General features: G+C 33.3%; 24 protein-coding genes, 2 tRNA genes and 1 pseudogene. 20 read left to right on the top strand and 7 right to left on the bottom strand.

Features of this window, described 5'->3' with window-relative positions:
• The 9 genes and pseudogenes from DNK47_RS03440 to DNK47_RS01305 all read left to right on the top strand — a co-directional run.
• Positions 1-212: pseudogene (locus DNK47_RS03440) on the top strand (spermidine/putrescine ABC transporter substrate-binding protein); the annotation flags it as partial.
• Between the two features lie 69 nt (positions 213-281).
• Positions 282-1184, top strand: a complete 903-nt coding sequence (gene tsaD / locus DNK47_RS01270; protein ID WP_258393898.1) for a tRNA (adenosine(37)-N6)-threonylcarbamoyltransferase complex transferase subunit TsaD — start codon at positions 282-284, stop codon at positions 1182-1184.
• Complete coding sequence (locus DNK47_RS01275; protein WP_112665229.1) at positions 1184-2335, top strand: methionine adenosyltransferase domain-containing protein; 1152 nt, start codon at positions 1184-1186, stop codon at positions 2333-2335. Before tsaD ends, DNK47_RS01275 begins: the two co-directional genes overlap by 1 nt.
• Positions 2313-3407, top strand: a complete 1095-nt coding sequence (locus DNK47_RS01280) for a tRNA ligase subunit PheS family protein (RefSeq protein WP_112665231.1) — start codon at positions 2313-2315, stop codon at positions 3405-3407. Before DNK47_RS01275 ends, DNK47_RS01280 begins: the two co-directional genes overlap by 23 nt.
• Positions 3408-3411: 4 nt before the next feature.
• Complete coding sequence (locus tag DNK47_RS01285) at positions 3412-5043, top strand: hypothetical protein (protein ID WP_112665233.1); 1632 nt, start codon at positions 3412-3414, stop codon at positions 5041-5043.
• A gap of 39 nt (positions 5044-5082) precedes the next feature.
• Positions 5083-5850: a PhoU domain-containing protein gene (locus DNK47_RS01290; RefSeq protein ID WP_112665235.1), complete on the top strand. Its 768-nt coding sequence runs from the start codon at positions 5083-5085 to the stop codon at positions 5848-5850.
• Positions 5851-6054: 204 nt separating this feature from the next.
• A complete protein-coding gene (locus DNK47_RS01295) occupies positions 6055-6315 on the top strand; it encodes a hypothetical protein (RefSeq protein ID WP_112665237.1) in 261 nt (86 codons plus the stop codon).
• 8 nt (positions 6316-6323) lie between these two features.
• Positions 6324-7271 carry an ABC transporter ATP-binding protein gene (locus tag DNK47_RS01300; protein WP_258393893.1) on the top strand — a complete coding sequence of 316 codons (948 nt, stop codon included), beginning with the start codon at positions 6324-6326 and terminating at the stop codon, positions 7269-7271.
• Between the two features lie 7 nt (positions 7272-7278).
• A complete protein-coding gene (locus tag DNK47_RS01305) occupies positions 7279-9072 on the top strand; it encodes an ABC transporter ATP-binding protein (protein ID WP_112665239.1) in 1794 nt (597 codons plus the stop codon).
• Here the strand turns inward: DNK47_RS01305 and DNK47_RS01310 are convergent.
• Positions 9058-10068, bottom strand: coding sequence for a DNA cytosine methyltransferase (locus tag DNK47_RS01310; RefSeq protein ID WP_112665241.1), 1011 nt, complete (start codon positions 10066-10068; stop codon positions 9058-9060). The two genes, DNK47_RS01305 and DNK47_RS01310, sit on opposite strands and share 15 nt — an antisense overlap.
• Positions 10069-10184: 116 nt before the next feature.
• On the opposite strand from DNK47_RS01310, the gene DNK47_RS01315 reads away from it, so the two are divergent.
• Positions 10185-10892 (top strand): type II restriction endonuclease, encoded by a 708-nt coding sequence (locus DNK47_RS01315; protein WP_112665243.1) that lies wholly within the window; start codon positions 10185-10187, stop codon positions 10890-10892.
• A 9-nt stretch (positions 10893-10901) separates the two neighbouring features.
• Here DNK47_RS01315 and DNK47_RS01320 read toward each other — a convergent pair.
• The 4 genes from DNK47_RS01320 to DNK47_RS01335 form a co-directional block, all read right to left on the bottom strand.
• Positions 10902-10978, bottom strand: a tRNA-Ala gene (locus DNK47_RS01320).
• 5 nt (positions 10979-10983) lie between these two features.
• Positions 10984-11059, bottom strand: a tRNA-Ile gene (locus DNK47_RS01325).
• 39 nt (positions 11060-11098) lie between these two features.
• The gene (locus DNK47_RS01330; protein ID WP_258393894.1) at positions 11099-12031 is read right to left on the bottom strand and encodes an HDIG domain-containing metalloprotein; all 933 of its coding nucleotides are present in this window, start codon (positions 12029-12031) and stop codon (positions 11099-11101) included.
• Positions 12032-12246: 215 nt separating this feature from the next.
• Positions 12247-13410 carry an HDIG domain-containing metalloprotein gene (locus DNK47_RS01335; protein WP_258393895.1) on the bottom strand — a complete coding sequence of 388 codons (1164 nt, stop codon included), beginning with the start codon at positions 13408-13410 and terminating at the stop codon, positions 12247-12249.
• Here DNK47_RS01335 and DNK47_RS01340 point away from each other — a divergent pair.
• From DNK47_RS01340 to DNK47_RS01380, 9 genes are all read left to right on the top strand, one after another.
• Positions 13401-14117 carry an RluA family pseudouridine synthase gene (locus DNK47_RS01340; RefSeq protein ID WP_112665247.1) on the top strand — a complete coding sequence of 239 codons (717 nt, stop codon included), beginning with the start codon at positions 13401-13403 and terminating at the stop codon, positions 14115-14117. The genes DNK47_RS01335 and DNK47_RS01340 overlap by 10 nt on opposite strands.
• A complete protein-coding gene (locus DNK47_RS01345) occupies positions 14107-14523 on the top strand; it encodes a hypothetical protein (RefSeq protein ID WP_112665249.1) in 417 nt (138 codons plus the stop codon). The genes DNK47_RS01340 and DNK47_RS01345 overlap by 11 nt, the downstream gene beginning before the upstream one ends.
• Positions 14502-15305, top strand: coding sequence for an HAD-IIB family hydrolase (locus DNK47_RS01350; protein ID WP_112665251.1), 804 nt, complete (start codon positions 14502-14504; stop codon positions 15303-15305). The genes DNK47_RS01345 and DNK47_RS01350 overlap by 22 nt, the downstream gene beginning before the upstream one ends.
• An 11-nt stretch (positions 15306-15316) precedes the next feature.
• Positions 15317-16762, top strand: a complete 1446-nt coding sequence (locus DNK47_RS01355; RefSeq protein ID WP_258393896.1) for a DHH family phosphoesterase — start codon at positions 15317-15319, stop codon at positions 16760-16762.
• Positions 16763-16804: 42 nt separating this feature from the next.
• Positions 16805-17035: a hypothetical protein gene (locus DNK47_RS01360; RefSeq protein ID WP_112665253.1), complete on the top strand. Its 231-nt coding sequence runs from the start codon at positions 16805-16807 to the stop codon at positions 17033-17035.
• Positions 17036-17066: 31 nt separating this feature from the next.
• Positions 17067-18539 (top strand): FGGY family carbohydrate kinase, encoded by a 1473-nt coding sequence (locus DNK47_RS01365; RefSeq protein ID WP_112665255.1) that lies wholly within the window; start codon positions 17067-17069, stop codon positions 18537-18539.
• A 46-nt stretch (positions 18540-18585) separates the two neighbouring features.
• On the top strand, positions 18586-19770 hold the full coding sequence (tuf, locus tag DNK47_RS01370; RefSeq protein ID WP_110555175.1) for an elongation factor Tu: 1185 nt from the start codon (positions 18586-18588) through the stop codon (positions 19768-19770).
• Between the two features lie 81 nt (positions 19771-19851).
• Positions 19852-21156 carry an adenylosuccinate synthase gene (locus DNK47_RS01375; protein WP_112665257.1) on the top strand — a complete coding sequence of 435 codons (1305 nt, stop codon included), beginning with the start codon at positions 19852-19854 and terminating at the stop codon, positions 21154-21156.
• A 24-nt stretch (positions 21157-21180) separates the two neighbouring features.
• Positions 21181-21756 carry a hypothetical protein gene (locus DNK47_RS01380; protein WP_112665259.1) on the top strand — a complete coding sequence of 192 codons (576 nt, stop codon included), beginning with the start codon at positions 21181-21183 and terminating at the stop codon, positions 21754-21756.
• Positions 21757-21776: 20 nt separating this feature from the next.
• Here the strand turns inward: DNK47_RS01380 and rlmB are convergent, their stop codons facing one another.
• Both rlmB and DNK47_RS01390 read right to left on the bottom strand, forming a co-directional pair.
• Positions 21777-22523, bottom strand: coding sequence for a 23S rRNA (guanosine(2251)-2'-O)-methyltransferase RlmB (gene rlmB, locus DNK47_RS01385; RefSeq protein ID WP_112665261.1), 747 nt, complete (start codon positions 22521-22523; stop codon positions 21777-21779).
• Positions 22524-22565: 42 nt separating this feature from the next.
• Positions 22566-23867, bottom strand: a complete 1302-nt coding sequence (locus DNK47_RS01390; protein WP_112665263.1) for a cysteine--tRNA ligase — start codon at positions 23865-23867, stop codon at positions 22566-22568.
• Between the two features lie 57 nt (positions 23868-23924).
• Between DNK47_RS01390 and rpmA the strand changes: the two genes are divergently transcribed.
• Complete coding sequence (rpmA, locus tag DNK47_RS01395) at positions 23925-24218, top strand: 50S ribosomal protein L27 (protein WP_050815855.1); 294 nt, start codon at positions 23925-23927, stop codon at positions 24216-24218.
• The last annotated feature ends 2 nt before the right edge of the window (positions 24219-24220 follow it).

Consider the following 24220-nt stretch of genomic DNA (forward strand, 5'->3'; position numbering starts at 1 on the left):
CTGGCTCTTCTTCACCGAGGCCGGAAGAAGACTTCTATCAAGAACCAGTTAAATTTCTTTACGGAGATCCAGATATAGAGAAATGTTTACAAAGTAATGGAATTGGAGGAGATCAAGAAAAAAAATGTTCTGTTGTCTTTGAAAAAGGATTAACTGATTTTCAAAACCTAAACCTTACTCTAGCTTTTGAAAGATGAAAGAGTAATTTCTAGAGTATAGAAGAGAAATTAATACTAGGAATTGAATGTACCTGTGATGATAGCTCTGTAGCTATCTACTCAATTAAGGAAAAGAGAATACTAGGAGAATCTCATTATTCCTCTAGTAAAGAACACACTAAATTCGGGGGAATAGTTCCAGAAATAGCTGCAAGAGCTCACGAGAGACACTTAATTCCATTAATTGAAAATTGTCTCAACAAAACAACTCTAAAACTCTCAGACATTAACTATATAGCTTATTCAGCTTGCCCCGGGCTAGAGTCTTCTTTATTAGTTGGAAAGATGATAGCCACTACATTATCTATCTCATTAAAGAAAAAGTTGATTCCTGTAAATCACTTAGAGGCACATGTATATTCAATTGGCTTAACTAAAGAAATTAAGTTTCCTTCCTTGTCACTATTAATTTCAGGAAAGAATACTATTATTTTTCTCTTAAAAGATAGAAATAATATAGAAGAATTGGAGAAATGTCAAGATTGTGCCTTAGGAGAGAGTTATGACAAAATAGCCAGAATAATGGGTTTTGAGTATCCGGGAGGACCTCAATTAGAGAAATACTATAGAAAGAGAATAAACCTAGAAGGGTTTTACTTAACTAAAAGAAGTAGAAACACCTCTCAGTTGAGCTTGAACTTCTCGGGTTTAATTACCTCTTCTTCTAGGATTTGAAGGAAATTATTAGAGACCCCAACTTACTCTTTAGAAGAAAAGAAAGAGATACTAAGCACTTCTTTCCAAGAGGAAGTATTACTCATTCTTTACTTGAAACTTAAGTATTGGGCTAAAAGATTTAATTTATCAGAGATATATTGTTCTGGAGGGGTTAGTAGAAACTTAGTCTTAAAAGAACAATTAACTAATAAGTTAGCCTCAGAGGGACTAAATGTATATTTTGTAGATGAGAAATTCTCAGAAGACAATGGGGCTATGATAGCTTATAGAGCTAGTTTGTTACTGTAATGACTAAGCTAGTTAGGAGTGCTGAGGCAGTTGGCAGAGGACATCCAGATAAGATAGCTGATTTAATTGCAGACAGCCTTCTAGATTCTTTAATTGAAAAGCTAGGAATTAAAGAAACAAGATTATCTGCAGAAGTCTTAGTTAGTTATAAAAAAGTATTAATAGCTGGGGAAGGAAGCTCTCATCCTGAAGTAGATTTCTCTGAAATAGCTAAGAAGATACTTTATCTTTCTGGATATGAATCTAATAAGTTTGAAATACTACTAGATTACAAAGAACAATCTAAAGAACTTTCACAATTAACTACTGGTTGTAATTACAGTAATGACCAAGGCATAGTTTTTGGATATGCTTCCAAAGATTCAGAGGAGCTTCTCCCTTTAGAACATTTATTAGTTAAGAGATTAGCTTTAAAGATCTTTAAGTTAAGAGAGGATGGGACCTTTTGATGAGCTAAGGAAGACTTTAAACTGCTGGCTCAACTAGAGTTAACTTACAGCGATTCTCATAGATTGGAGAAGGCAAGACTTGCTACTTTAGTTTGTTCTATTCAACACTTAGAGGTAATAACTAGAGAACAAATTGAAACAGATTTAAAGATTAAAGCCATCTTCCCAATCTTAGAAGAGTTAGATATATTGTTTGACCCTAATACCTCTTGATTTATTAATACTTCTGGAAGTTTTTTGATTGGGGGATTAAAGGCTGATAGTGGCTCCACTAACAGAAAACAAATTGCAGATTCTTTTGGACCTATTGCACATCATGGAGGGGGAGGCCTTAGTGGAAAGGATCTGACAAAGATAGATAGACTAGGCGCCTATTATGCTCGCTGAGTAGTAAAGAATATTGTTGCCTCTGGATTAGCGCAAGAGTTAGAGCTCAAAATTGTATATGCAATTGGGCAACCAGAAGCTATTTCCTATTTAATTACTAGTTCCAAAAAACTTCAATTTCCTTCAGAGAAGATAACCAATTTAATTAAGTCTTGCTTTCCAACCAAAGTTAGAGATATCTTTAATTACTTCACTTCCTTTAAGTTTTCTTTTGCTGAGTTAGCAGAAGAGTCTCATTTTGGACTAAATCCCGAGTTACCTTGAGAACAATTAAATAAAGTTCAAGAGATTCGTGATTGATCAAACAAGCTTTAAGGAACTAGAAAGATTAATTAAGGAGTCTTCCTCGAGAGAGGAACTTGACTCTGTATTTAAGAATTGGAGAGCCCAACACACTCTCCCCATCAGAGAAAAAATTAAGCAAGAAAGTTCTACAGAAGAAAAGAAGAGACTTGGCTTATTACTTAAAACCCTGACTGAACAATCTCAGAAGATGTATGAGACCAGAAAACTGGATTTCTCTAGTTGAAATACTCCCTTTTATGAAGCCAGAGAGTTAGAATCTCAGGCTGAAACAATAAGTCCTAACTATTCTTCCAAGAATTTACTAACAAAAGTCTTTGAGAGTGTTTATAACTTCCTAGAGACTAATAATTTTTATTTCTATGAGGAAAGTGAGATAGTTAAAGTTAGAGAAAATTTTGACTCTTTGTTAATTCCAGAAACACATCCCGCTAGAGCAGAGAGTGATAGTTACTTTCTTTCAAATATTGAGTCAGAGAAAACAGCTATTTTCCCTAGATTCAATAAATATAGGTTCTTAAAGAGTAGTTCTGAGTCTTTAATGTTAAGAACTCATACAACCACCAGTACCTTAAAACTCTTGAGAAAATACAAAGGTAAAAAGTTCTTAGGAGCTTCTATGGGAAATGTATATAGAAAAGAAGACAATGATTCTACTCACTTGTCTCAGTTCAATCAATTAGATTTGGTTTGAGTTGATAAGAGATTGGATATTGCTAACCTACGAGAGTTAATAGAAAATCTACTAATTTCTCTATTATTTGAAAAGGATTCTGAAATTAAGAATCACTATAGACTAAGACCCTCTTATTTCCCCTTTACCTCTCCATCTTATGAAGTAGATTTGGAATGCAATTGCAAAAAAGCTAAAGATTGTTGTTTGTGTAAAGGGACAGGATGAATAGAGTTATTAGGTTGTGGATTTCTAAGACAAGAGATCTTAGAGAAAACACACTCTAACTGTGTAGCTATAGCTTTGGGAATTGGAATAGAGAGACTCACAATTCTTAAATATGGAGTTAAGGATGTAAGAGAGTTATATAGAAACAATTTCTCTAATTTAGTAGTTTCAGCTGTTTCTTAATTTCTTGTTATTATCTGATAGTCTTTTACATTTTTTTCTCCCTGAGTTAAAGAAAGCAGGGTCAGCCGAGTTAGAAAATTACTTAACCAGCATTCAACTAGAGATAGTTGAAACTTGAGAACCTAAAGTAAAAAATCCTCATCCTCTAAAAGTTTTAAGTGCCTCTCTAGCAGATGAACAAAAATATAGATATGAGTTATGCAGCTTAAAGACAGGAAATATTTTCTATTCCTATTCTGATTTGGATGAATTAGATATAAATAAGGTTGTTTTTGTTTCTAATCAGTCAATACCAAATAATTCTGTAATTGAAGATAAGAAGTTTCTTGCCTTTTCAGATATTTTTGAAGAAAGAAGTTTAAAGTCTAGAGCTCCAAAGGTAGTTCCGATAGTTATAGATTCAACAGACTCTCTTTTTGAAGAGTTACTTAAAGTTAATTTCTTTTTTCCAACTAGGTTCTATAGACTAAAACAGATATACAAGTATTGTGATTTTTCTACAACTTGAGTTGTTGCTCAAGAACTATCTTTACCAGCCAATATCTCTCCTAAAAAATTTGATGATCATAAATTAGAAGAGATATTTCCAAATAACTCTACAGGGAACTTACTAATCTCTATATTCCTAAAGTCTCTCCAATTGAAGGTAGAAAATAACTATCAAGAAAGAGCTCAATTGTTAGTAACTAATTTATTTGGAGAGTATCTGAACTTTGTCTTCTCCCCTTTTGAAACAAAGCCTCAAAAAGCCAAGATAACTTCCCAAGTTAAGCTAAAGAAACTCCTTCCTATATTTTCAGAGCTTAAGGATAATTGAGAAGAACAAGTAGTTCCAAGACTTTCAAAAGTTCACTTTGTTTTTAGAGCCACAGGTTTTGGAAAGAAAAAAGAAGAATGAGAGATTCAATGACCCCCTTGGTACTTTAAGAAAAGCCTTCCTCCTATTTCTGAGTTACTAGTTAAGTTAATTCCTTTAGATCAGTCTCCAATTCTACTAGGCTCAAGTAGCTCTAATTTAGGAGAATTCAATCCATATGAGCAAGCCTCTCAATCTAGACAGATAATTAATTTTTTAGTTCAAATTAGGTCTTATTTAAGAGAAAAGGGTTTTGTTGAGTGTCATTCTGTGAAATTTATAGAAAAAGAGAAAAACTTTAAGTTACCTTCTGTAGTTTTGACTAGCAATGCAGAGGTTAGTTTGAGAGATCATTTACATTGTTCTTTAGCCAAAGTATTAATTGAGAACTTAAATCAATCTAATGAGTTGTATCCAGCATTTGAACTTTCTTTTTGCCCTTGATCCAGCATTTGAAAACTAGGACTAGCTGTAGTAACTAACTTTGCGTTGAATAAAGATGAAAAACTTTCTCCTTATAATTTTTCTTCTCTTAAGCAACTAGTATGTGAGATGATGAGACATTTATTCAACAAAGTAGTTGAATTTAAGGAATTGCCTCCAGAAGAAAGATATATTTCTAGTTGAAAAGCAACTAAGATTTATAGATTAACTTTTAATTCCAATAATCAAGAAGAGGAACTTGGAGAACTTTTGGTATTTAGAGAAGAACAATTGGAACTCAGAAAGAAGGAGTTAATTTCCGTAAACTTAAGTATCTCTGTAAGTAATAACAAATAATAAAATAAAAATTTATGAAATTTGTATTTTTTCTAAAGAATGCCGATTAATAAAGAGCTATTAGAGTTATCTATTCAGGAGTGTTATTCAAACTTTTTAGATTACCTTAGATTAGTTAATAATTTCATAAAGAACTCTAGAGCTTTTTGAGTAGGGGAGTTAGATTGGGGGGACATAGAAAAGATAGAACTTCAATCCAATAATTATTACTGTAAGCATCTATTAAATATAGAATGGCACTGTACTAAAAACGCACCTTCTAATACCAAACTAAGATTTTTTCTTGCTTTATTACTCTCCCTCAAAGATTTGGAAAGATGTTGTGATTATCTATATTCAATTTCTAAGATTGCATTGCAAGATAAAGAACACAAATTAAAGACAATAATTTTGAATTCAGAGCTTTGAAAGTTTATATTAGAGTACTTTCAAAGCATTTATTTCTTATTTAGAGATTCTTCTGGAAAGATAGCACAAAGAGAGTTTCAAAAAATATTTTTTGAGAAATCTAACTTACACTCAAAACTGACTGCTATTTCTAAAAAATTAAATAATGAGTTACTTGTTAGATGGGGACAAGATGTTCTTAATAGTATTAAGGAACAAACTATTAGTGAAACAGCGCAACTAGAGTTAATGGAACAATTACTATTTCTGTCTAAGTTGCTTCAATACATTTTGGTTAAGACTGATAGATTCTTGGATCATTCCTTTAATATTGTGGAAAACTTTTACTATATTAAAAATCAAGAGGTACAGTTAAACTATGACCTTGCTTTATTAAGCGAAAGCCATAGAACAGATTAAAAAACTTAACTGAAATATAACGACTATTTAGGGACCAATTTAAAGGCACCCTTTGCGGTTGCTTTTAAACAGCCTGGCCCTCAAGTTTCCATTAAAGCCCACAAAAAAGCTCATTCAACTCTTGTTAAAGTCAGCTTTTACAAAAGTCAATTATTAGATAAACTGAATGAATTAATTCTGGATATAGCCGAGAAATATAAAAGCTTGTTCTGACTTACTGAAGATGTACATAAAAAGATACTTTATTTCATTGAAGAGCCAGAAGACACTGATCCTAAGACTTTAGTAGGTTATAAAAGAAAAGAATATAAGAGATATCAACAGTTTTTATCTAAGAAATATAAGCCAACAAAACACTTTAAAGTCCCTTTTATACCTTCATCTTTTTCCGCTAAAGCCAGTACTCAAAATTACCAAGAAATTATTGAGTACTTTAAAGGACTATATTCTGCCGAAAATAAATAAATCTTGGTTTGATTCAAATAGCTCATAAGTTCTTTAAGCACTCAGAGCATTGTTTAGATCGTTCTTGCCAGTGTAAGACCTGAAGTCGATTAAAGAAAATAGACTATAACAATTGAACTCAACAAGAAAAAAAAAGCTTTAAGCAGTTAAAAAAGAAACACTCTAAATTAACTGTTAATAAAGTAGTTAAGTTAAATGAGAAACACAAAGGTTCTATAGTAAATGAGAATAATCCAGGCTATGCCATTGAATGCAGAAATTTAGAGAAATGATACGTTAACAAAAAAACAGGAGAATACACCAGAGTATTGAAGAATCTAAATCTAAAGGTTAAATATGGAGAGCTAGTAGTTATTCTAGGGGAATCTGGTTCCGGTAAAACAACTCTCTTGAATATTCTTTCAGGAATGGAGAGAGCTTCCAATGGAGAATCAATTGTTTTTTCACACTCTTTAATTTCTATGGATCAACAACAAATGACTCAATTTAGAGCCAAATATCTTTCTATTATTTTCCAGAACTATGCTTTAATTCCAGAACTAACAGTTAGAGAAAATATTCAAGTTGGACAAAGAATCCAAACTAATGTTCGAAAAAGATTAGATATTGATAGAATTGCAGAACATTTAAAGATTACTCCCCAAATGTCAAAAGTTCCCAAAGCCTTGTCCGGGGGCCAACAACAAAGAGTTTCCATTGCCAGGGCTTTGGCTAAGAATCCACAATTAATCTTTGCTGACGAGCCTACTGGAGCTGTGGATGCCGATACTTGTCGAGACATCTTAAATATTTTTGTAGATATAAATAAGAGTTTTGGAACAACAATCTTATTAATTACTCACAATAGGTTAATTGCAAAGATAGCTAACAAGGTCATACATATAGATAGGGGAATGATAGTTTCAACTATTTCTCAGATCCCTATGCACCCTAATCAAATTGACTGACATGGTTAGCTCTTAAATGTTTTTTAGTCCTCAAATTAATTTATTTGGAAAAAAAACCTTTGAGAAAAAAGGGGCTCTTCCAGTCAAGGAAATAAGAGTACCAAACCAAGTTGCGTTAGTCGAGTCACTAAAACAATTTGAACTTAAGAGAGCTAAATATAGAAGTGACTTTCCCCTAAGATATTGGCTGTCAAACTACAACTTTCTAATTAATCTATTCTTTTGACTATTTTTCATTTGGAGCTTTTGAGTGCTGAGCTCTATGTGATTTCCCACCAGTTCAGTCCCAATAGTTCACCCACACAACTTCACTATTCTCTTTGAAACAGCATTTGCCTATATATTCAGAAAACATAATCTAGAGTCTCTATATAAAAACTATCAACTACAAGAACCTAAGTGACATAATGATGCCTACTACTTTATTGCTTTAGCTGGATTCCTAGTATTTCTAGGCATATATCTCTTATTTATTCTCAAAGATTTTTTTGTAGAAATAGAAAGCATTCTTTCCAAAAACAGAATAGGAATACTTATGGGAAAAAACAAAAGATTTATGAAAAGAACTTACAAGGTAGTATTTATTCAGCTTTTGAATATTGCCTGAACTTCTTTTGCTTCAGTAATGATCTTTGGAAAAGGATTCTATGTAGACAAGGTTGATCAGACTAATGCATATACTCTTTTCTTTGGTTGATCTAAACCTAAGACACAGGGAATTACCTCAGATTTACCTTTCACTCCACAAGGCCACATTACCTTTTGGTTTAATGTTGTCTCTTTTATAGCCTCTATCTGACTCTATAGAAGATATCTCAAAGAATTCTTTGCCGGCAATCTTTTCTTTCTTCCATTCTTAAGAAATATCTTTATGCAACTTCAAACTTCCTTTAAATCAACTCAGCCCACAAAACAAAAACTACAAAAGAAAAGAACTAAACCCATGAAAATTACTAAGAAAGAGCTAGAAAGATTAGAGAAAGAAAATAAAAACCTCCCTTTTATTCACCTGAAAGATGTAAATAAGAGATTTGGGAATTTTCATGCTTTAAAAGACATCAATCTAAGTATTAATAAGGGAGAGTTCATTTCCATACTAGGACCCTCTGGTTCCGGTAAAACCACCCTTATTAACTTATTAGCTGGGATTGATATTCCTACTTCAGGCTCAATGGTTATTGATAAGTGCAATACCTCTTATTTTTCAGATCATGAACTCACAGCCTTTAGAAGAGAGAAAATTGGATATATTTTCCAGAATTATGCTTTAATTCCTTATTTAACCGCCAGAGGGAATATAGAACTTTCTACAGCATTAAGAGAAAAGATGAAGAGCTTTAGTGAATCTTTCGTCTCTCTTACAAAAAGATTTAAGGAGTTTAGAGCCGTTGGATTTAACTACTTAACTGCTATTAAAGAGGTAATTAAGAGTATTTTTTTAGCTCCAGAAAGCCATGATGTTGATTACCTATTAAATATCTTTAACTTACTTCCACATGAAAACAAGTATCCTAATCAATTGTCTGGGGGCCAACAACAAAGAGTTTCTATTGCTAGATCCTTAATTAAGAGACCTAATATTCTCTTCGCAGATGAAGCAACAGGGGCTCTAGACCATGCAACTGCCAAGATTATTCTTCAGTTCTTCAAGTTAATTAATAAATATGCTAGAACCACTATTATCATGATCACTCACAACCCAGTAATAGCCACTGTTACTGATAGAGTAATAAGAATAGATGGAGGGAGAATTGTTGAAGACTATAGGAATCCTAATCCAGTTTCTATAGATAGCCTAACTAATCTTTAGTATTTTTAAGATTTCTTTCGCAATAGAGTAAATTACTGGAACAGCCACTGAGTTACCAAATTGTTTATAGGCTTGTGTGTCACTAACAGGAATTAGAAATTCTTCAGGAAAGCCTTGCAATCTAGCCGCCTCTCTTGGAGTTAGTTTTCTAGGATTCTTTCCTTCTTGTTTAATTAATATTTCACTGCCATCTTTGTAGTATCTAGCAGAGATAGTATTGGTATATTGACTATTTTCATCAAATAGAGAAAAACCAAACCCTTTACCTTCCAAAGTATTCTTTTTCTTTCTTCTTTGATGTCCCTCTCAGAGTTGATCTGAAATAGTGTATTTACTATTAAATTCTTTTTCTAAGATATTTCCTACTTTTATTCCTGAGACTATAGGTTTAGGCTGTTGGAAGTCCAAATAGTTTTTTACTAGAGATTTATGAAATCCTACAATGTATATTCTTTCTCTTTTTTGAGGTACTCCAAAATCTATGGCATTTAAGACAAATACATAGACATGATAATTTAGATTTTCAAGAGACTGAAGAATAGTGTGTAAGGTATCTCCATTATTGTGAGTTTTTAGATTTTTGACATTTTCAAGCAAAAAAGATTTAGGAGTTTTGTCTTTCAATATTCTTACTATTTCAAAGAATATGGAGCCCCTTTGATCTTTAAATCCTTGTTTCTTACCAGCCTTACTAAAAGCTTGACAGGGAAAACCAGCAACCAGAACATCATGATTAGGGATATTGGAAGAAGAAATAAGTTGAATATCTCCATCAAGCTCTTCTCCGAAATTAGCTAGATAAGTTTGTTTAGCGAATTTATCTATTTCACTTCCAAAAACTGTCTGAAATTTCCCAGTTAAATGAAAACCCAGTCTAGTTCCTCCTATTCCAGCAAATAAATCAATAATCTTGTACTTTGCATTTAGGTTATTCGGGAAAGGAACATACTGATAATTTAAGAGTTCTTGTTTTGAAGTATTTCTGTTTAATTTCATCAATAATATATTTTTGAATTAAGCAGAAATTAAGCATAATTTTTTTCTAAAAATACCTAAATCAACAAATAAATTCTCTTTATTTATTTTTTTCTAGTGAAAAAAGTAGAGATAGAATGCAAAAAATATTTGCTAAATTAGGTCTGAATTTAAAAAATCTAGATTTCTTTATTGCTAATGCCAGTCAATCAATTCATGCAATAAGACAAGAAAGCTTTAAAGATTTACAAGAACAAGAAAAGCAAGCATGAGAGAAATTTTTTAGTTTTTGTATTTCAAGGACAGAAATACAAGAAGATCCAGAATTGAGAAACATAGTATTAAATTTTTGCAATCAATTTCATCAGGATATTTATGAATTCAATTTATCTTTGACTCAAAGCAGAAGGGTTAAAGCCGGCAAAGAGTTAGAAAATATTGTTGAATTAATTTTCAAGGCTTGTGATATTCCAATCAAAAAACAAGGAATTATTAAAGAAAAAGGTGTTAAGAAAATAATAGATCTAATTTCTCCAAGCCCAGAGAATTATCAAATTAATCCTGAAAAAGTAATTTTGATTAGTTGTAAAACCACTTTAAGAGAAAGATGGCAAGAAGTTTTAGAAGAAATTAGAGACATACAAGGACCTCAAATTTTTCTGGTTACTTTAGATGAAAAATTTCCAGACAGTTTACTAAGTTCTTTTCAAAAATTCAATATTCAATTAGTAGTTTTAGAAACAGTAAAGAGAAATTATTTAACTAATAAATGCATTATTTCTTTAGAAGAGTTGCTGAAAATTAGTAGAAAAAATTATTTATATTGACTAAATTACAAGTATTAAATACATAAATGGTGGAGACTATGGGGCTCGAACCCACGACCTTCTGAGTGCAAATCAGATGCTCTACCAAACTGAGCTAAATCCCCTTTTATGGTGGAAGCAGATGGGATCGCACCATCGACCTCTCCCTTATCAGGGGAGTGTTCTAACTACTGAACTATGCCTCCCTATTCTAAGTTAATATTATTTGTTAACTATCCTGCCTATTAATAGTCATTTAGCAGGAAAGAATCACTGTATTCTAGTCTCAAAATAAATTGGTAGTTGTATTGATACTTTAGTTCAGCCCCTTTAAGCAAAGAAGAGATCTTTTTCTTTAACTCTTCTAGGGAATTTCACTGAAAGCTTTCAGGTTTTAAGTAGACTTTGATGATATGTCCTCCAGCCAAAAATTCTAATTTAGAGATTTCTGACATACTAGAAAGCAAAGAGTTAATCTTTTCATTTCTCTCTTGAGTTTTCTCTAGCTGCAGAGGTCTAGCACCTAGTCTACCAGCAGACAACTTATCCATTGCTCTAGTGATAATGAGATAGGGATTATCTACTGAATGTTCATAGTTATGGTGGGCTTCAATTGTTTCCTTGATATACTCTTCCAATTCAAATTGATTGGCTAAATTAACTCCATCAGTTACGTGATCAGAATACTGTCCAGTCACTTTTCCTATGTCATGAAAGAAGGCGGCCCTCTTAGCTTTTAAAACATCTAGACCTAATTGAAAGGCAAAATTAGCACTTAATGTACTAACTTCCAATAAGTGTTCTAAGAGATTTTGGTTGTAGGAAAAAAAATATTTAGTCTTTCCAATTAGATAAGCCCATTCATCATTTAGACTCTCTCTCTCATACTCTAGGAAATTAGTTAATAACTTGTAGCCCAGCTCTTTAGTTAAAGATTTTTGATTTTTTGCAATGGTAGAGTAGTATTCTGTTAATTTAGGTTCAGTCACAGAATCAAGAGTTAAGTCTTGGTTATTAATTAAGGCGTGATAGAAGGCAGTAGTGAATTCCATTTTTTCGTAGTCAAACTTGTGCTTATTTCCTTCTTGGGGCAGATTGTCAATAAAGACTGTTAGATTGTCTTTATGTTTAGATTCTTCAGACATAACCATTTTGCTATTAGTGATCTTTTGAACCATTTGAGCTAATTGACTTTTAGGTTCTAGTAGCTCTTGTATCTTTTTTTTGGATTCTTCTGAAAAGATAGATAGATTTAGATGAATTCGTTTTTTAGCAGGGCTAAAGTGAATGGAGAACTCATTGTCAATCTTTAGGTTGTAGACTGATTTGAGAATTAACTTCTCAAATAGGGAGTGGTCGAAGTTTCAGTTCTTTTCTTGATTCAGTGCAGAAATTATTGATTTAGCTCGAAAGCTTCATTATCTCCATTGTGAACATAATTTGAGAGCTTTAGTCGAGTTAGGGAGATCTTGTCTTCAGAACCCTCTTCTGGGAGTCAGAAGAGAGAGAAATTTAAATTCTTAAGTTCTTTGCCTTCTCAACTTGAATAGCTCTGAAGTAAAGGACCAAGCTTAACACTTAATTGTTTAGTTAGCTCTTCTTGATTTGCTTTCGGACATCTCAGAATAAATCAAAAATAACAATAGGAAGAAAGGATATAAAAGTGAGTGATTTTTTTCTCCGAGAGCTTACTAGTTAGAAGTTGATTTAGTGATTTTTTGAGTGATTCAGGAATCTTTGAGTCTTCTGGAACAATAAAGTGAGATTGTGAAACTATTCTATTTATAAGAGCTATTAAAGCCAGATAGGGGGAACTAAAACTTCCTAGGGGGTTGTGGTGAGAGACTATTGCCTCTGTTAATTCGGGACTAGATTGCAACTCTGGGATTAACTCCAAGACTTTTGGGGTTGAATGTTGGTAATAAGGCAGAACCACTTTACCAATATCGTGAAATAGAGCCATTCTCTGGAGTTTTTGGGAGTCTAGAGATAGAGCCTCAGCAATTTGTTTAGCTTCTGTAGCTACTTCAATAGAGTGTTCTAACAAGGTTTGAGTAGGAGAGTATCTCTCATTGCTCATTCCTCCAACTAGCTCAGCAAGATCAGATTGAGACTTTTCTGGCCAATATTCTGAAAGTATTTTTTGTCCCAATTCCCCTTCCTCTCTAGAAAGCCTTTCCTGTAATTGTTTGACATGTTTATTAATAGAACTAGAGGATCAACTCTTAGTGGTTTGGAATCTTTCTCCCAGTAAATGAGCTAACTTAATCTCTCTAGAGTTATATTTAGAGAGCATGAGAATAGGTTTGTCATCTGAATATTCTATGTGTGGCTTTACCCCAGTTAGTGAGAAGAACTCTTCTTTTCTCTCTCCAGATTTACCAACTAATTGTCCAACTGTTTTTTCATTAAAGTTTTTGCTGTCCGAGAGTTTGATTTCAGAGTAACAGCCTGTAAATAGCTTGGGAGATTTATACTTAGAGAGATAATGAAGCATTTTTTTAGTGAATTTGTTGTTTTCGTTGGTATTCAAGTTGTCTTTATTTAGTGGATTCAAAAGTTGTTTATGAGACTAGCAATTACCTTATAGTAGATAAGGAATCAGGAATCTTAGTTCACAAAGATAAGTTCACTGCTGAAGAAGAGACTTTAATTTCCCAACTGAAAGAGAGATTTAGAGAAGAACTATATCTAGTGAACAGACTAGATAGAGATACTAGTGGCCTTCTCTTAGTAGCTAAAAGCAAACTATCTCTCTTGGCTTTAAAGTCACTATTTGAGGAACAAAGAATAGACAAGAGATATTTAGCTATTCTTTCTAATCCTTTACCACACCCGAAGGTAAAGATCTCTTTTTCTTTAGGAAGAGATAAGGGAGATAAACTAAGGTTTAGTGCCACTAACTCTAAGAAATATAAGAATGCTCTGACCTATGCAGAAACTATTGATTCTCAATTAGTATTGTTAAGTCTTAAAACTGGAAGAACACACCAATTAAGAGCACACTTATTTACTCTTTCTTGCCCTATCCTAAATGATCCGATCTATGGATGTAAGGGAAAGACTACAGATAAATTTGGACAATACTTACACTCATTTAGTCTTTCTTTTATAGATCCTTGAACTAATGAACTGGTTTCTGTAGTTTCTAATCCCCCTTTAGAGTTTGTAGAAAAATTGATTGAATTAAAGATTGATACTAGTTCTTTAGTTAATTTCGAGTCTAAATATAACTCTATTTCTGAAAGCTTAAGTGGGAAATAAGGTATCTATATATCTCTTATTTAAAGAGGAGAAACTTTCAGTTAAGTTAATTAATTATTTAGAAAAAAAGGTACTTAGTCAGTTTGAAATACCTTTCTTAGAAATTGTACCCAAATTAATAGAGTTAGTAGAGTTGAAATTGGTTGAGAATCAATCAGACTTTAGTGATATTGACTCTGTTTTTTTAGCTCAAAGGGAGAGTAGATGAAATAGTAATAGATTGGTAGTGGCTTTTGTGAAGGCTTTAGGTCTCGCTTTGCCCATTAATATTTATAAGGGAGATTTTGGGCTCTCTGGACAGCTTGATTATCAAGGGAATTGAGACAATTTCTTTGCCTCTTTCGAGAAAGTTAGTTGGAAAGAACTAGAGCCTTTATATAACAAATGTCCGATTATAAATACATAGTTATTTCTGATCTTGATGGAACACTTTGTGATGCAAGAGATGTACTTTCTAAACAAACAAAAGAGTATTTAATAGAGTTTCAAAAGGAACATCCAGAAGTTCTATTTACTTTTTGTACAGGAAGACCATGAGCTGAGGCAAAAGAAGTATATGAACAACTTCAATTAAGGTCATATATTGGTTGTCTTAATGGCTCTTATATATATAATCCTCACACTAAACACCTAATAACTTCTTTCTTAAGTAGTAAGTTCTTGGCCTATCTTTTAAATTTCCCATATGTTCTTAGTAGCTTAGTTAAAGGGGCTTTAATAACTGATCAACTATTAATACCTATAGAGTCAGACCTTCCTAGAGCCACTTTACAAGCATTAGAAAAGAGTAACTCCAATTTAGTAGGTATAAAGCTATTCTTTAGGGATAGTGAGTGAAAAATAGTTAATGAATTAATAGAACATATTAAAAAGTTCAGTCCTACACCTAGAGTTAGCTTATTCTTCTACCCAGGATTGATTAATGTAGAGTTACAAAGTTCACAATTAGATAAATCTAGCTTTGTGCAGTTTATATCTAATTATTTTGGGGTAGAATATAAAAATATCTTGACTTTTGGTGATAATCATAATGACATACCTATGATGAAAGGAGGCGTAAGGGGACATGCCTTGTCCAATGCTTTATTCTTACTAAAACAAGAGGCTACAGTAATTTCCAGATACTCTAACAATGAGGATGGAGTAATTAAGGAATTAGCTAAGTTCTTTAGCGATAAAACTAGTTAATAGACTTAAATGTGTCTTTAGAAAAGCCTAAGTCTGTCGTGTCTTTAATTAGTACTCTATTAGGAAAGCTTTTAAACAAAAAACAAGCAGTCGAAGAAGATAGGTTTATTTCTGAAAAAGCTAAAGAAAGAGATATCTTTTTAAAACAATTACCACATTACATTCAGAGTGCTAAACAGATAGTAATATTCCCACATGTTAATCCAGATGGGGATTGCCTCGGAGGTGCTTTTGGAATGAGAGAAGTACTTAGAGATAATTTCAAGGAAAAGAATATATATGTAGTTGGATCTAGTCAAGGAATATTTCCATGAATGGAGTTTGAATTTGATGACATTCCTCTAGATTTTGATTACTCTTCTTCTTTAGCTTTAATAGTTGATTCAGGAACAAGTGATAGAATGCAAAGGTTTTCAGATTTCTTTGGAAATCCTGAATCTCAAAAATGGGGAGCTGTAATTAGAGTGGACCATCACGATGTAAAACAGGATTACCACACAGATCTTGTGTGAGTGGATGGGAGCTATGCAGCTTGTTGTGGGCAACTAATTCAGATTTGTGATTACTATAAGTGAAAGATTTCAAGTAAGGCAGCTACTTATCTTTACCTAGGACTATTAACGGATAGTGGATTCTTTTCAAATGCAGAAGTGTCTCCTAGAACTTTGGTATTAGGGGCAAAAGCTTTAAGAGCTGGCGCAAACAGAGAATTTTTAATAAGTAATCTGAGAAGAACACATGCTTTGGAAGCTAGATTAAGAGGACATATTCTAGGAAATTATGTACAAGAAGAAAGATTAGCTTGGTACTTTATGGACAATGAGACAGTGGAAAAATTTAAGCCTTATTCTTTGACTTCCAATCAAGTGTCTACTTTGGCCAATATTGAAGACAATGTATTGTGAATATTGTTTGCAGCAGTTAAGTTAGATGAAATAAGAGTTAGCTTTAGATCTGTTGGAACTCTAAATGTTAAGGGAATAGCTGAGGAGTTTGGAGGAGGGGGACACTTTAATGCTTCCGGAACAACCCTTACAAATGAGGATCAAGTTAAAGCGGTAGTTGTGAAAGCTAGAAAACTAGTTAAAGACTTTGTTGAACAAAATAAGGAAACAAGTAAAGATGTATTGGCAGATAAAGCAAAGGAACAATTTGATGAGCATATTAATCCCTCTTATAGATTGGAATTAACTCCTGAAGAAGAACAATCTTTATCTGCACAAAAAGCTTTGCTTGAACAAACACATGATAGATTGGCTAGTCAAGCCAAGATAAGAGAAACTGAAGATTCAATAGATTTGGATCCTTCTTTTGCTGAAAATCCTATGGATGAGCCATCAACTTTCAGCGAAACTGAAAAGCAAACAGATGACAAGACAATTCAGAGTTTTACAGCAGAAGAGTCAGTTGATGACACTCAAGTCGATCCTTCCAAAGAATCCAAAGAAAAAGAATAGATTAGTCTTTAATTACTTAATTTAATAAGAAGTTCAATTTAGTTGCCAGAAGAGATACTAGAAACTAGAGGGGAAAGAATAGCAGAGCTAATACTGCCTGTTCAAGACAAAGATATATTTGAGCAGTGAATTGAGAAAATTGAAAAAAGTAGATTCGTAAAGCCTGTATTAAGAACACTTAGTAGAATTAAGAATCAACTTATTAAGTTAATCAGGTTGGTTAGAAGATTATTAAGAAGAAGAAAAAGAAAGCCAGTTGAAGATTACTCTTAATAAGAAGTAACTCGAGATAGAAAGGGAAATATTGAAGGAACAAGTAACTTTATCTATTGATTTAGGATCTAGCGCCTTTAAGTTAATTCTTTTTTCCTCTTCAAGGGGACAATTACATTGCTCTGAGACACCCTTTGAAACTAAATATTCTGGAGATAAAGTTGAGCATAAAGCCACTGAGATTTGAGAGAAACTACAGAACCAACTTTCCTTGTTATTGGATCAATTAGACTCAAAAGATCTTCCTAAATATTTATCTATTTCAACTCAAAGGGAGAGTGTAGTTGCTTGAGATAAAGCTACTTTAGAACCATTAAGTCCCATAATCTCTTGACAAGATCGAAGAACAGATGACTACATTTCTTCTCTTGATAGGGAAATACTTCAATCCATTAGATCTAAAACAGGACTGTGAATCAGTTCTTATTGTTCAGCTCCAAAATTTAGGTATTTAATCAAGGAGATAATACCTGATTTAACTACCGATTGGCTGTGGGGAACTTTAGATTGTTGACTTATTTACTTATTAAGTAAAGGAAAGTATTATGTCACTGATTATGTGTCAGCCTCAAGAACAGCTTTACTTAATCTAAGAGATTTAAAGTGAGACAAGGATTTATGCTCTTTCTTTGGGCTTCCGATGGAGAAATTTCCAAGTTTTTGTGAGAATGACCAAGAAATAGGTTCAATTCAATTATTCGGAAAGTATCACTTAGTACTTAAAGGAGTTGTTGGAGATCAACAAGGAGCTCTTTATGCGACTTATAGGTTAAGAAAAGAAAAAGAGAAGTTACCTATCTCCTTGGTTTATGGAACAGGAGCTTTTTTATTGCAATTATTACCAAGCAATAAGTCTTTTGAAAAGATCTACTCTTCTTTGCCTGAGAATAGCCCTTTATCTATTAGTTTGGCCTGAGTTCTAAAGAATCAACCTAGTTATGCTTTGGAACTAGGAATATCTAATTCTGGAAAAGCTTTAGAATGAATTCTTAATTTATTGAAGATAAAGCCCAAAGACTTAGATAATTTGTTAGATCCAAAGAATGTAAAATGGGAGTCTCTTCCTTATTCTGTTCCCACATTATCCAGTAAGTTTTTACTTTCTTCACCAGAGAGTTACTTGGCCTCTATATCTAATTTAGGATATGAAACTAAAGAAAGAGAACTTATTCTTTCTTTCTTAGAGTCTATGTCTTATAGTGTTAGAGTATCTACTGAGTTACTTTCTTTTGATAAAAACAAGAACTATATAGTAGTAGGGGGAGGACTTAGCAAGAATAATTTCTTTCTTGAGTTACAGTCAAGCTGTCTGGACTGTCCACTAACTATCTATCAAACAGAACATCTTAGTGGTTTAGGTTCAGCTTTCCTAACTTTTTCAGAAAGTATTAAGATTCTTAATTTGGAACATAGATTAATTTCTCCCAAAAAAGAACATTTAGTTTCCTTAAATAAGAGATTTTTAGGGTGAAAAGCAAAGCTGGAACAGTGTCAAATAACTTAAAGTAAAATACTTAATTGAGATTAGAAATTTAGCTTTCTTTTAGGCTATGTCAAAAGTTAAGTTCAGTAGAGATAAAGAGCACATAAATGTTGGTACTATTGGACACATTGACCATGGTAAAACAACCCTTACTGCAGCTATTTGTACCTATTGTGCTAAGTTAGGGCTTGGAGAAGCTAGAGACTATGCCTCAATCGACAGAGCTCCAGAAGAAAGAGAAAGAGGAATTACCATTAACACTACTCACGTAGAATATGAAACTAAGACTAGACACTATGCCCATGTTGACTGCCCAGGACACTCTGACTACATTAAGAACATGATTATTGGTGCAGCTCAAGTTGATGGAGCAATACTTGTTGTTTCTGCGACTGATGGACCCATGCCTCAAACTAGAGAACACATTCTTTTAGCAAAGCAAGTAGGGGTTCAAAAGATAGTTGTTTTCTTAAATAAGTGTGATACCTTTACAGATGCTGAGATGCTTGATTTGGTTGAGATGGAAATCAAGGAATTACTAACTTCTTATGACTATGATGGTGACAATACTCCAGTAATTAGAGGATCTGCTCTAAAAGCTCTTGAGGGAGATCCTGAATATGAAAAACAAATACAAGCTTTACTAGACCAATTAGACTCTTATATTCCTGTTCCAACAAGAGAAATTGACAAACCATTTTTGTTGTCAATCGAAGATGTTTTGACTATTACTGGTAGGGGAACTGTAGTTACTGGTAGATGTGAAAGAGGAAGATTGAAAGTTGGTGAAGAAGTAGAAATAGTTGGATTTGGAGATACCTCTAAAGCTGTCGTAACTGGAATTGAGATGTTTAGAAAGCCTCTTGAGGAAGTATTGCCGGGAGACAATGCCGGAATTCTACTTAGAGGTGTGGAAAAGAATGAGGTAACTAGAGGTCAAGTTCTTTCAAAACCTAAATCTATTACTCCTCACTCTAAGTTCAAAGCAGAAGTTTATGCCCTGAAAAAGGAAGAAGGGGGAAGACATACTGCCTTCGGACAAGGTTACAAGCCTCAGTTCTATTTCAGAACCACAGACGTGACTGGAGAAATCTCACTACCAGAAGGAACTGAAATGGTTCTACCCGGAGACCATTCCCCAATCATTGTTTCATTAATTAGCTCTGTTGCTATTGAACAAGGATTTAAGTTTTCAATTAGAGAAGGAGGAAAGACTATTGGAGCTGGAACAGTAACAGAAATTATTGAATAGTTTTTAGTTCCTTTCCCTTTACTTGGGGAAAGGGGCTCATCAACTATTCTTGCTCCCTTCTCTCAAATCATTTAGGAAGGAATGAGTAGGAGTTTTCAACTTTCTGCACTAGTTGGACTTCAGTTCGGGGATGAGGGAAAAGGGAAGATAGTAGACTTACTTTCTTCTTCTTATGATTACGTAGTTAGATATCAAGGAGGAGATAATGCAGGCCACACTATTTATTACAAAGGAGAAAAATGTGTTCTTAGAAGTATCCCTTCTGGAATATTTAATACCTCTGCAATTATTGCTCCAGGAGTAACAGTCAATCCAATCCTATTACTGGAAGAAATTGCTACTTTAGAGAGCCTATTAAGACAAAGCTTAAAAGGTAAGTTATTTATTGCACTTCAGGCGAATGTAATCTTTGATTTCCATGTAGAGTGAGATAAGTTGTGTGAAAAACTAAGAGGGGATTCAAAGATTGGAAGTACTTTAAGGGGAATTGGACCCGCTTATTCTGATAAGAGCGCCAGACTAGGACTAAAGTTAGTAGACCTCTTAAATAAAGAGAGCATGAAAGAGAGATTGGAAATGAATTTGAAGTTAAAGAATCCTGTATTTGAGAGATATGGTTTTGAGTCTTTTGATTCAGGGAAGCTATCTGAGAAGTACTTTGAGATAGCTAACCAACTAAAAGACTATTTCATTGATTACTATTCCTTTATCTCTAAAGAGCTCTCTAAGAATAAATCTTTTTTATTGGAGGGAAGTCAAGGAATGCTTTTGGATATTGATTTAGGGACTTATCCTTTTGTTACTTCTTCTAACATTGCTAGTTCAATGTATCATGGCGCCTATCTTCCTATAAATTCTTTAGGAAAAATAATAGGAACTTGCAAGATTTACACCTCTAGAGTTGGCGCAGGACCTCTCCCGACAGAATTCACAGAAGCTGAAAAGCACATAGAAGAGTTAATAAGAGAAAAAGGAAGAGAGTATGGCTCTAATACGGCAAGACCTAGAAGATTAGGTTGATTAGATCTAAATGCTCTGAAATACTCAATAACTCTTGCTGGAGTGACTGAACTTTCTTTGTCTTTGGTGGATGTGCTCTCTAAAGATAATTTGTCGAGCTTTAAGGTGTGTGTTGGTTATAAAGACAAAAAGAATGAACCAATTGGTTTTTCAGAGATTATTGGGGGGAATTGCTCTCTAGCGGAAGTAACTCCTATTTACAAAGAATTTAGTTGTTGAGAGGAGGATTATTCAAAGATAACTAAATATTCTGACTTCTCAAAAGAATTTAGGAGTTTTGTGGAATTCTTGGAATCTGAACTAGGAATTAAAGTATCCATTATTTCTTTTGGAAAAAATAAAGATGATCATATATATAGGAACTAAATAAGACTTAGATCAAATTCTTAATTGAGTAAGTTCCTAGCTTTAGGCGTAGTTTCCACTTCTCCTTTAATAGCTTCTTCTGCTTATTATTTCTGAAGTCAAAAGAATAGGTACAAAAATCTGGATCCAACAATTATCTTAGTTAGTAAGGCTGACGGAAGTTTTATTGGTTCCTGTTCACAATATACCGGAGGGGCCATAGGGGAAGGACACCAGCAAGAATTTAGTAACTCAGATGATTTATTGCGTTATATTTTTCCAAACATTGATCAGTCCACTCCCAATAGTTTGGTAGTTACCATGTCACCTGAAAAACTTAGACATAGGGATCAGGCAGGAAGACAACCAATAACTATTCGAAAAGAGTTACAGTCTGATCAAGATATGCAAAAGACCTTTAAAGAATATTGAGAACTATGAATTTCAGACTGAAGCCCTAGAGAAAAAGGAGTAAAAAGAGTAGTCTATACAGATAAAAGATTTGAATCGGGAGGAGGAAATAATATTCCTAAATTAGATAAGTTATATAAGTGTCATAAAGGAACTACTTGATATTCTCTTCAATTTAATGTCTTGGATGCTGGGGTACCAAGAAACTAACCATTAAAGAAAAACACATCCTAATTAAGTTGCTGTCTGACTCACTCATAAAGTAGTATTCCATTAGCTACAGAGACATTCAGAGAATCCACATTATTCTTTAGAGGAATCTTTATTCTTCAATCAACTAGAGACTCTAGATGCTTGGAGATACCAGTTCCCTCATTTCCCAGCAAAATGATACTTTTGGGACTAAATTCAACTTCATAATAGCTTTTGGAATTAGGCCCTAAAGAAGCTGCATAGCTTCAAAAACCTAGTTTCTTAAGTCTCTCTAGTGCATTAGCTAAATTAGGAACCATAACCAAATTAAGTTGTAGAGCATATCCTTGAGAGGTTTTTAAGACAGAGTTATTTAGTCGAACATTATTAGTTGAGGAGTAGATTAAATACTTAATTCCTGCAGCCAAACAAGTTCTGATAATAGCACCAAAGTTGTAAGGATCTTGTAATTTATCCAACATCACAATGCATTCTGGAACATCAGAGGTAGATAGTTCTTCTATGAGCTCTTGAAAAGACAGTTGCTCTTTGGAGTGGAGAGAAGCAAATACATCACTGTATTTAGAGTTTGTGTTTTTTTGTAACATCCCCAGTCAATTTCTAGTTTTGATAGTGTAGGGAATAGAAAATGCTTTGCATTCAGAGATGAGTTGTTGCTGTGAAGAAGAAAGATAGACATTTTGTATTAGTTTCCTTAGAGATTCATTTCTTATGACTTCCAGTACACCCTTTCTTCCGTTAAGAAGGAGTTTCTTTTCAATCATTTGGAAAAGGCTTTTGGAGAAATTAAAGGGTTAAGGAGGGAATTATGGAATTAATAACTTAGATTGAAGTTGAGATCTAAGGAGATCAGCCTGCTGGTAGTTTTTTGAGTCTATTAACTCAAACCAAGTTTTAACTTGATGAAATTCTTCAGGAGAGATCTTAGGGAGAGGGAAGCCAAGCCAGTTTAAGTGAAAGCTTAAAAGATTTTTGTAAGAGATGATGTCACTTATGTTGTGAGTTTTGATGGCATTTAGAAGTGATTGTTTTCAGCTTTCAAGAAGGGATAATACTTCTGGTAGGTTTAGGTCATTTTCAAGACTCTCTATAACTTCTTTGGATAATTCTTGAGTATGTGAAGGCTCAATATCTTCACTTATTCCTTCTCTATAAAGAGTTATTTGAGAGTAGTTGAGGGCACTAATGAAACTTTTTCATTCCGCTCAACAAGTATCTAAGTTTTCTTGTGTAATGGTTTGTGGCTTATTGTATTTAGTTTTTAGGAATATGTATCTTAAAAGCTCTCAAGAATAGTTATTAGCACATTCTTCTACTTTTCAGCTGTAATTAGAGGATTTAGAAAGCTTACCTTCTTCATTTAAGACTTGACCAATGTGAACTCAGATATCTGCTATTTCGCAGTTGCAGGAAGTTCTGCAAAGCAAATTGACATTTTCATGGTGTGGAAACTTTAGATCCACTCCACCCCCATGAATAGTGATTGGAAGCTCAAAATATTTGTGTAACATAGCAAAACACTCTATGTGCCATCCTGGAATTCCACGGAATCAAGGAGACTCATAATCTTCTGGACTGTTTACATTCTCTTTTCAGAGAGCGAAGTTATGTTCTTCAATCAAGTCATCTTTATAAGAAGTAAAGTAATTAAGTCCTTTATCTTTGGTTGGCTGTAAGAACTTAACTGTTTGTGTGCTTTTATCTCAATAAGCTTGATTACTTGAGATTAGACTACTAATAATTCACTTAATCTCAGATAGGTGCTCACTAACTCTAGGGAGCTCATTAGGTTGAATTAAGTTAAGTTTTCTATATATATTGAAGAATGAAACGGTGAATTCAGAGGTTAATTCAGAGGTAGTTAGACCTCTATTTTTAGCACTGATAAAGATCTTTTCATCAATATCTGTGAGATTTTGAATGTATTTGTAGGTTAGTTTTTTGTGTCTCAGGTATCTAATTAAAAAATCAAAGATAACTATTGGTCTTAGATTTCCAAGATGTAGGTAGTTATATAAGGTGGGACCACAAACATATATAGAAATAAGTTGTTTTTCTGGAAGATATTTATCTGTTTGAGATAAGCTATCAAATAGCTTTAAAGCCATATACTTTAAAGATTTCTAGTAAATTAATATAAATTTAGATATTTTTAAGAATTAAAAATGGCCTCCAAAAAGGGAGTTGGTTCCACAAAAAATGGGAGAGATTCAGCCCCAAAGTTCTTAGGAGCAAAGTTAAGTGATGGACAGTTTGCTAAAGCAGGACAGATAATTTATAGACAGAGAGGATTCAAGATTCATCCGGGAGAAAATGTTGGTTTTGGGAAGGACCATACGTTATATGCAAAGATTTCTGGAATAGTTAGTTATCAAAGCTTTAAGGGAAATAAGAAAAGAGTTAAGGTGATTGAAAAAGTTCAAAGAGACCAAGTATCGGAACTAAAATCAAATAATTAAGA

Source organism: Mycoplasma wenyonii, assembly GCF_003265155.1.
GTDB classification, from domain to species: Bacteria; Bacillota_I; Bacilli_A; order Mycoplasmatales; family Mycoplasmoidaceae; genus Eperythrozoon_A; species Eperythrozoon_A wenyonii_C.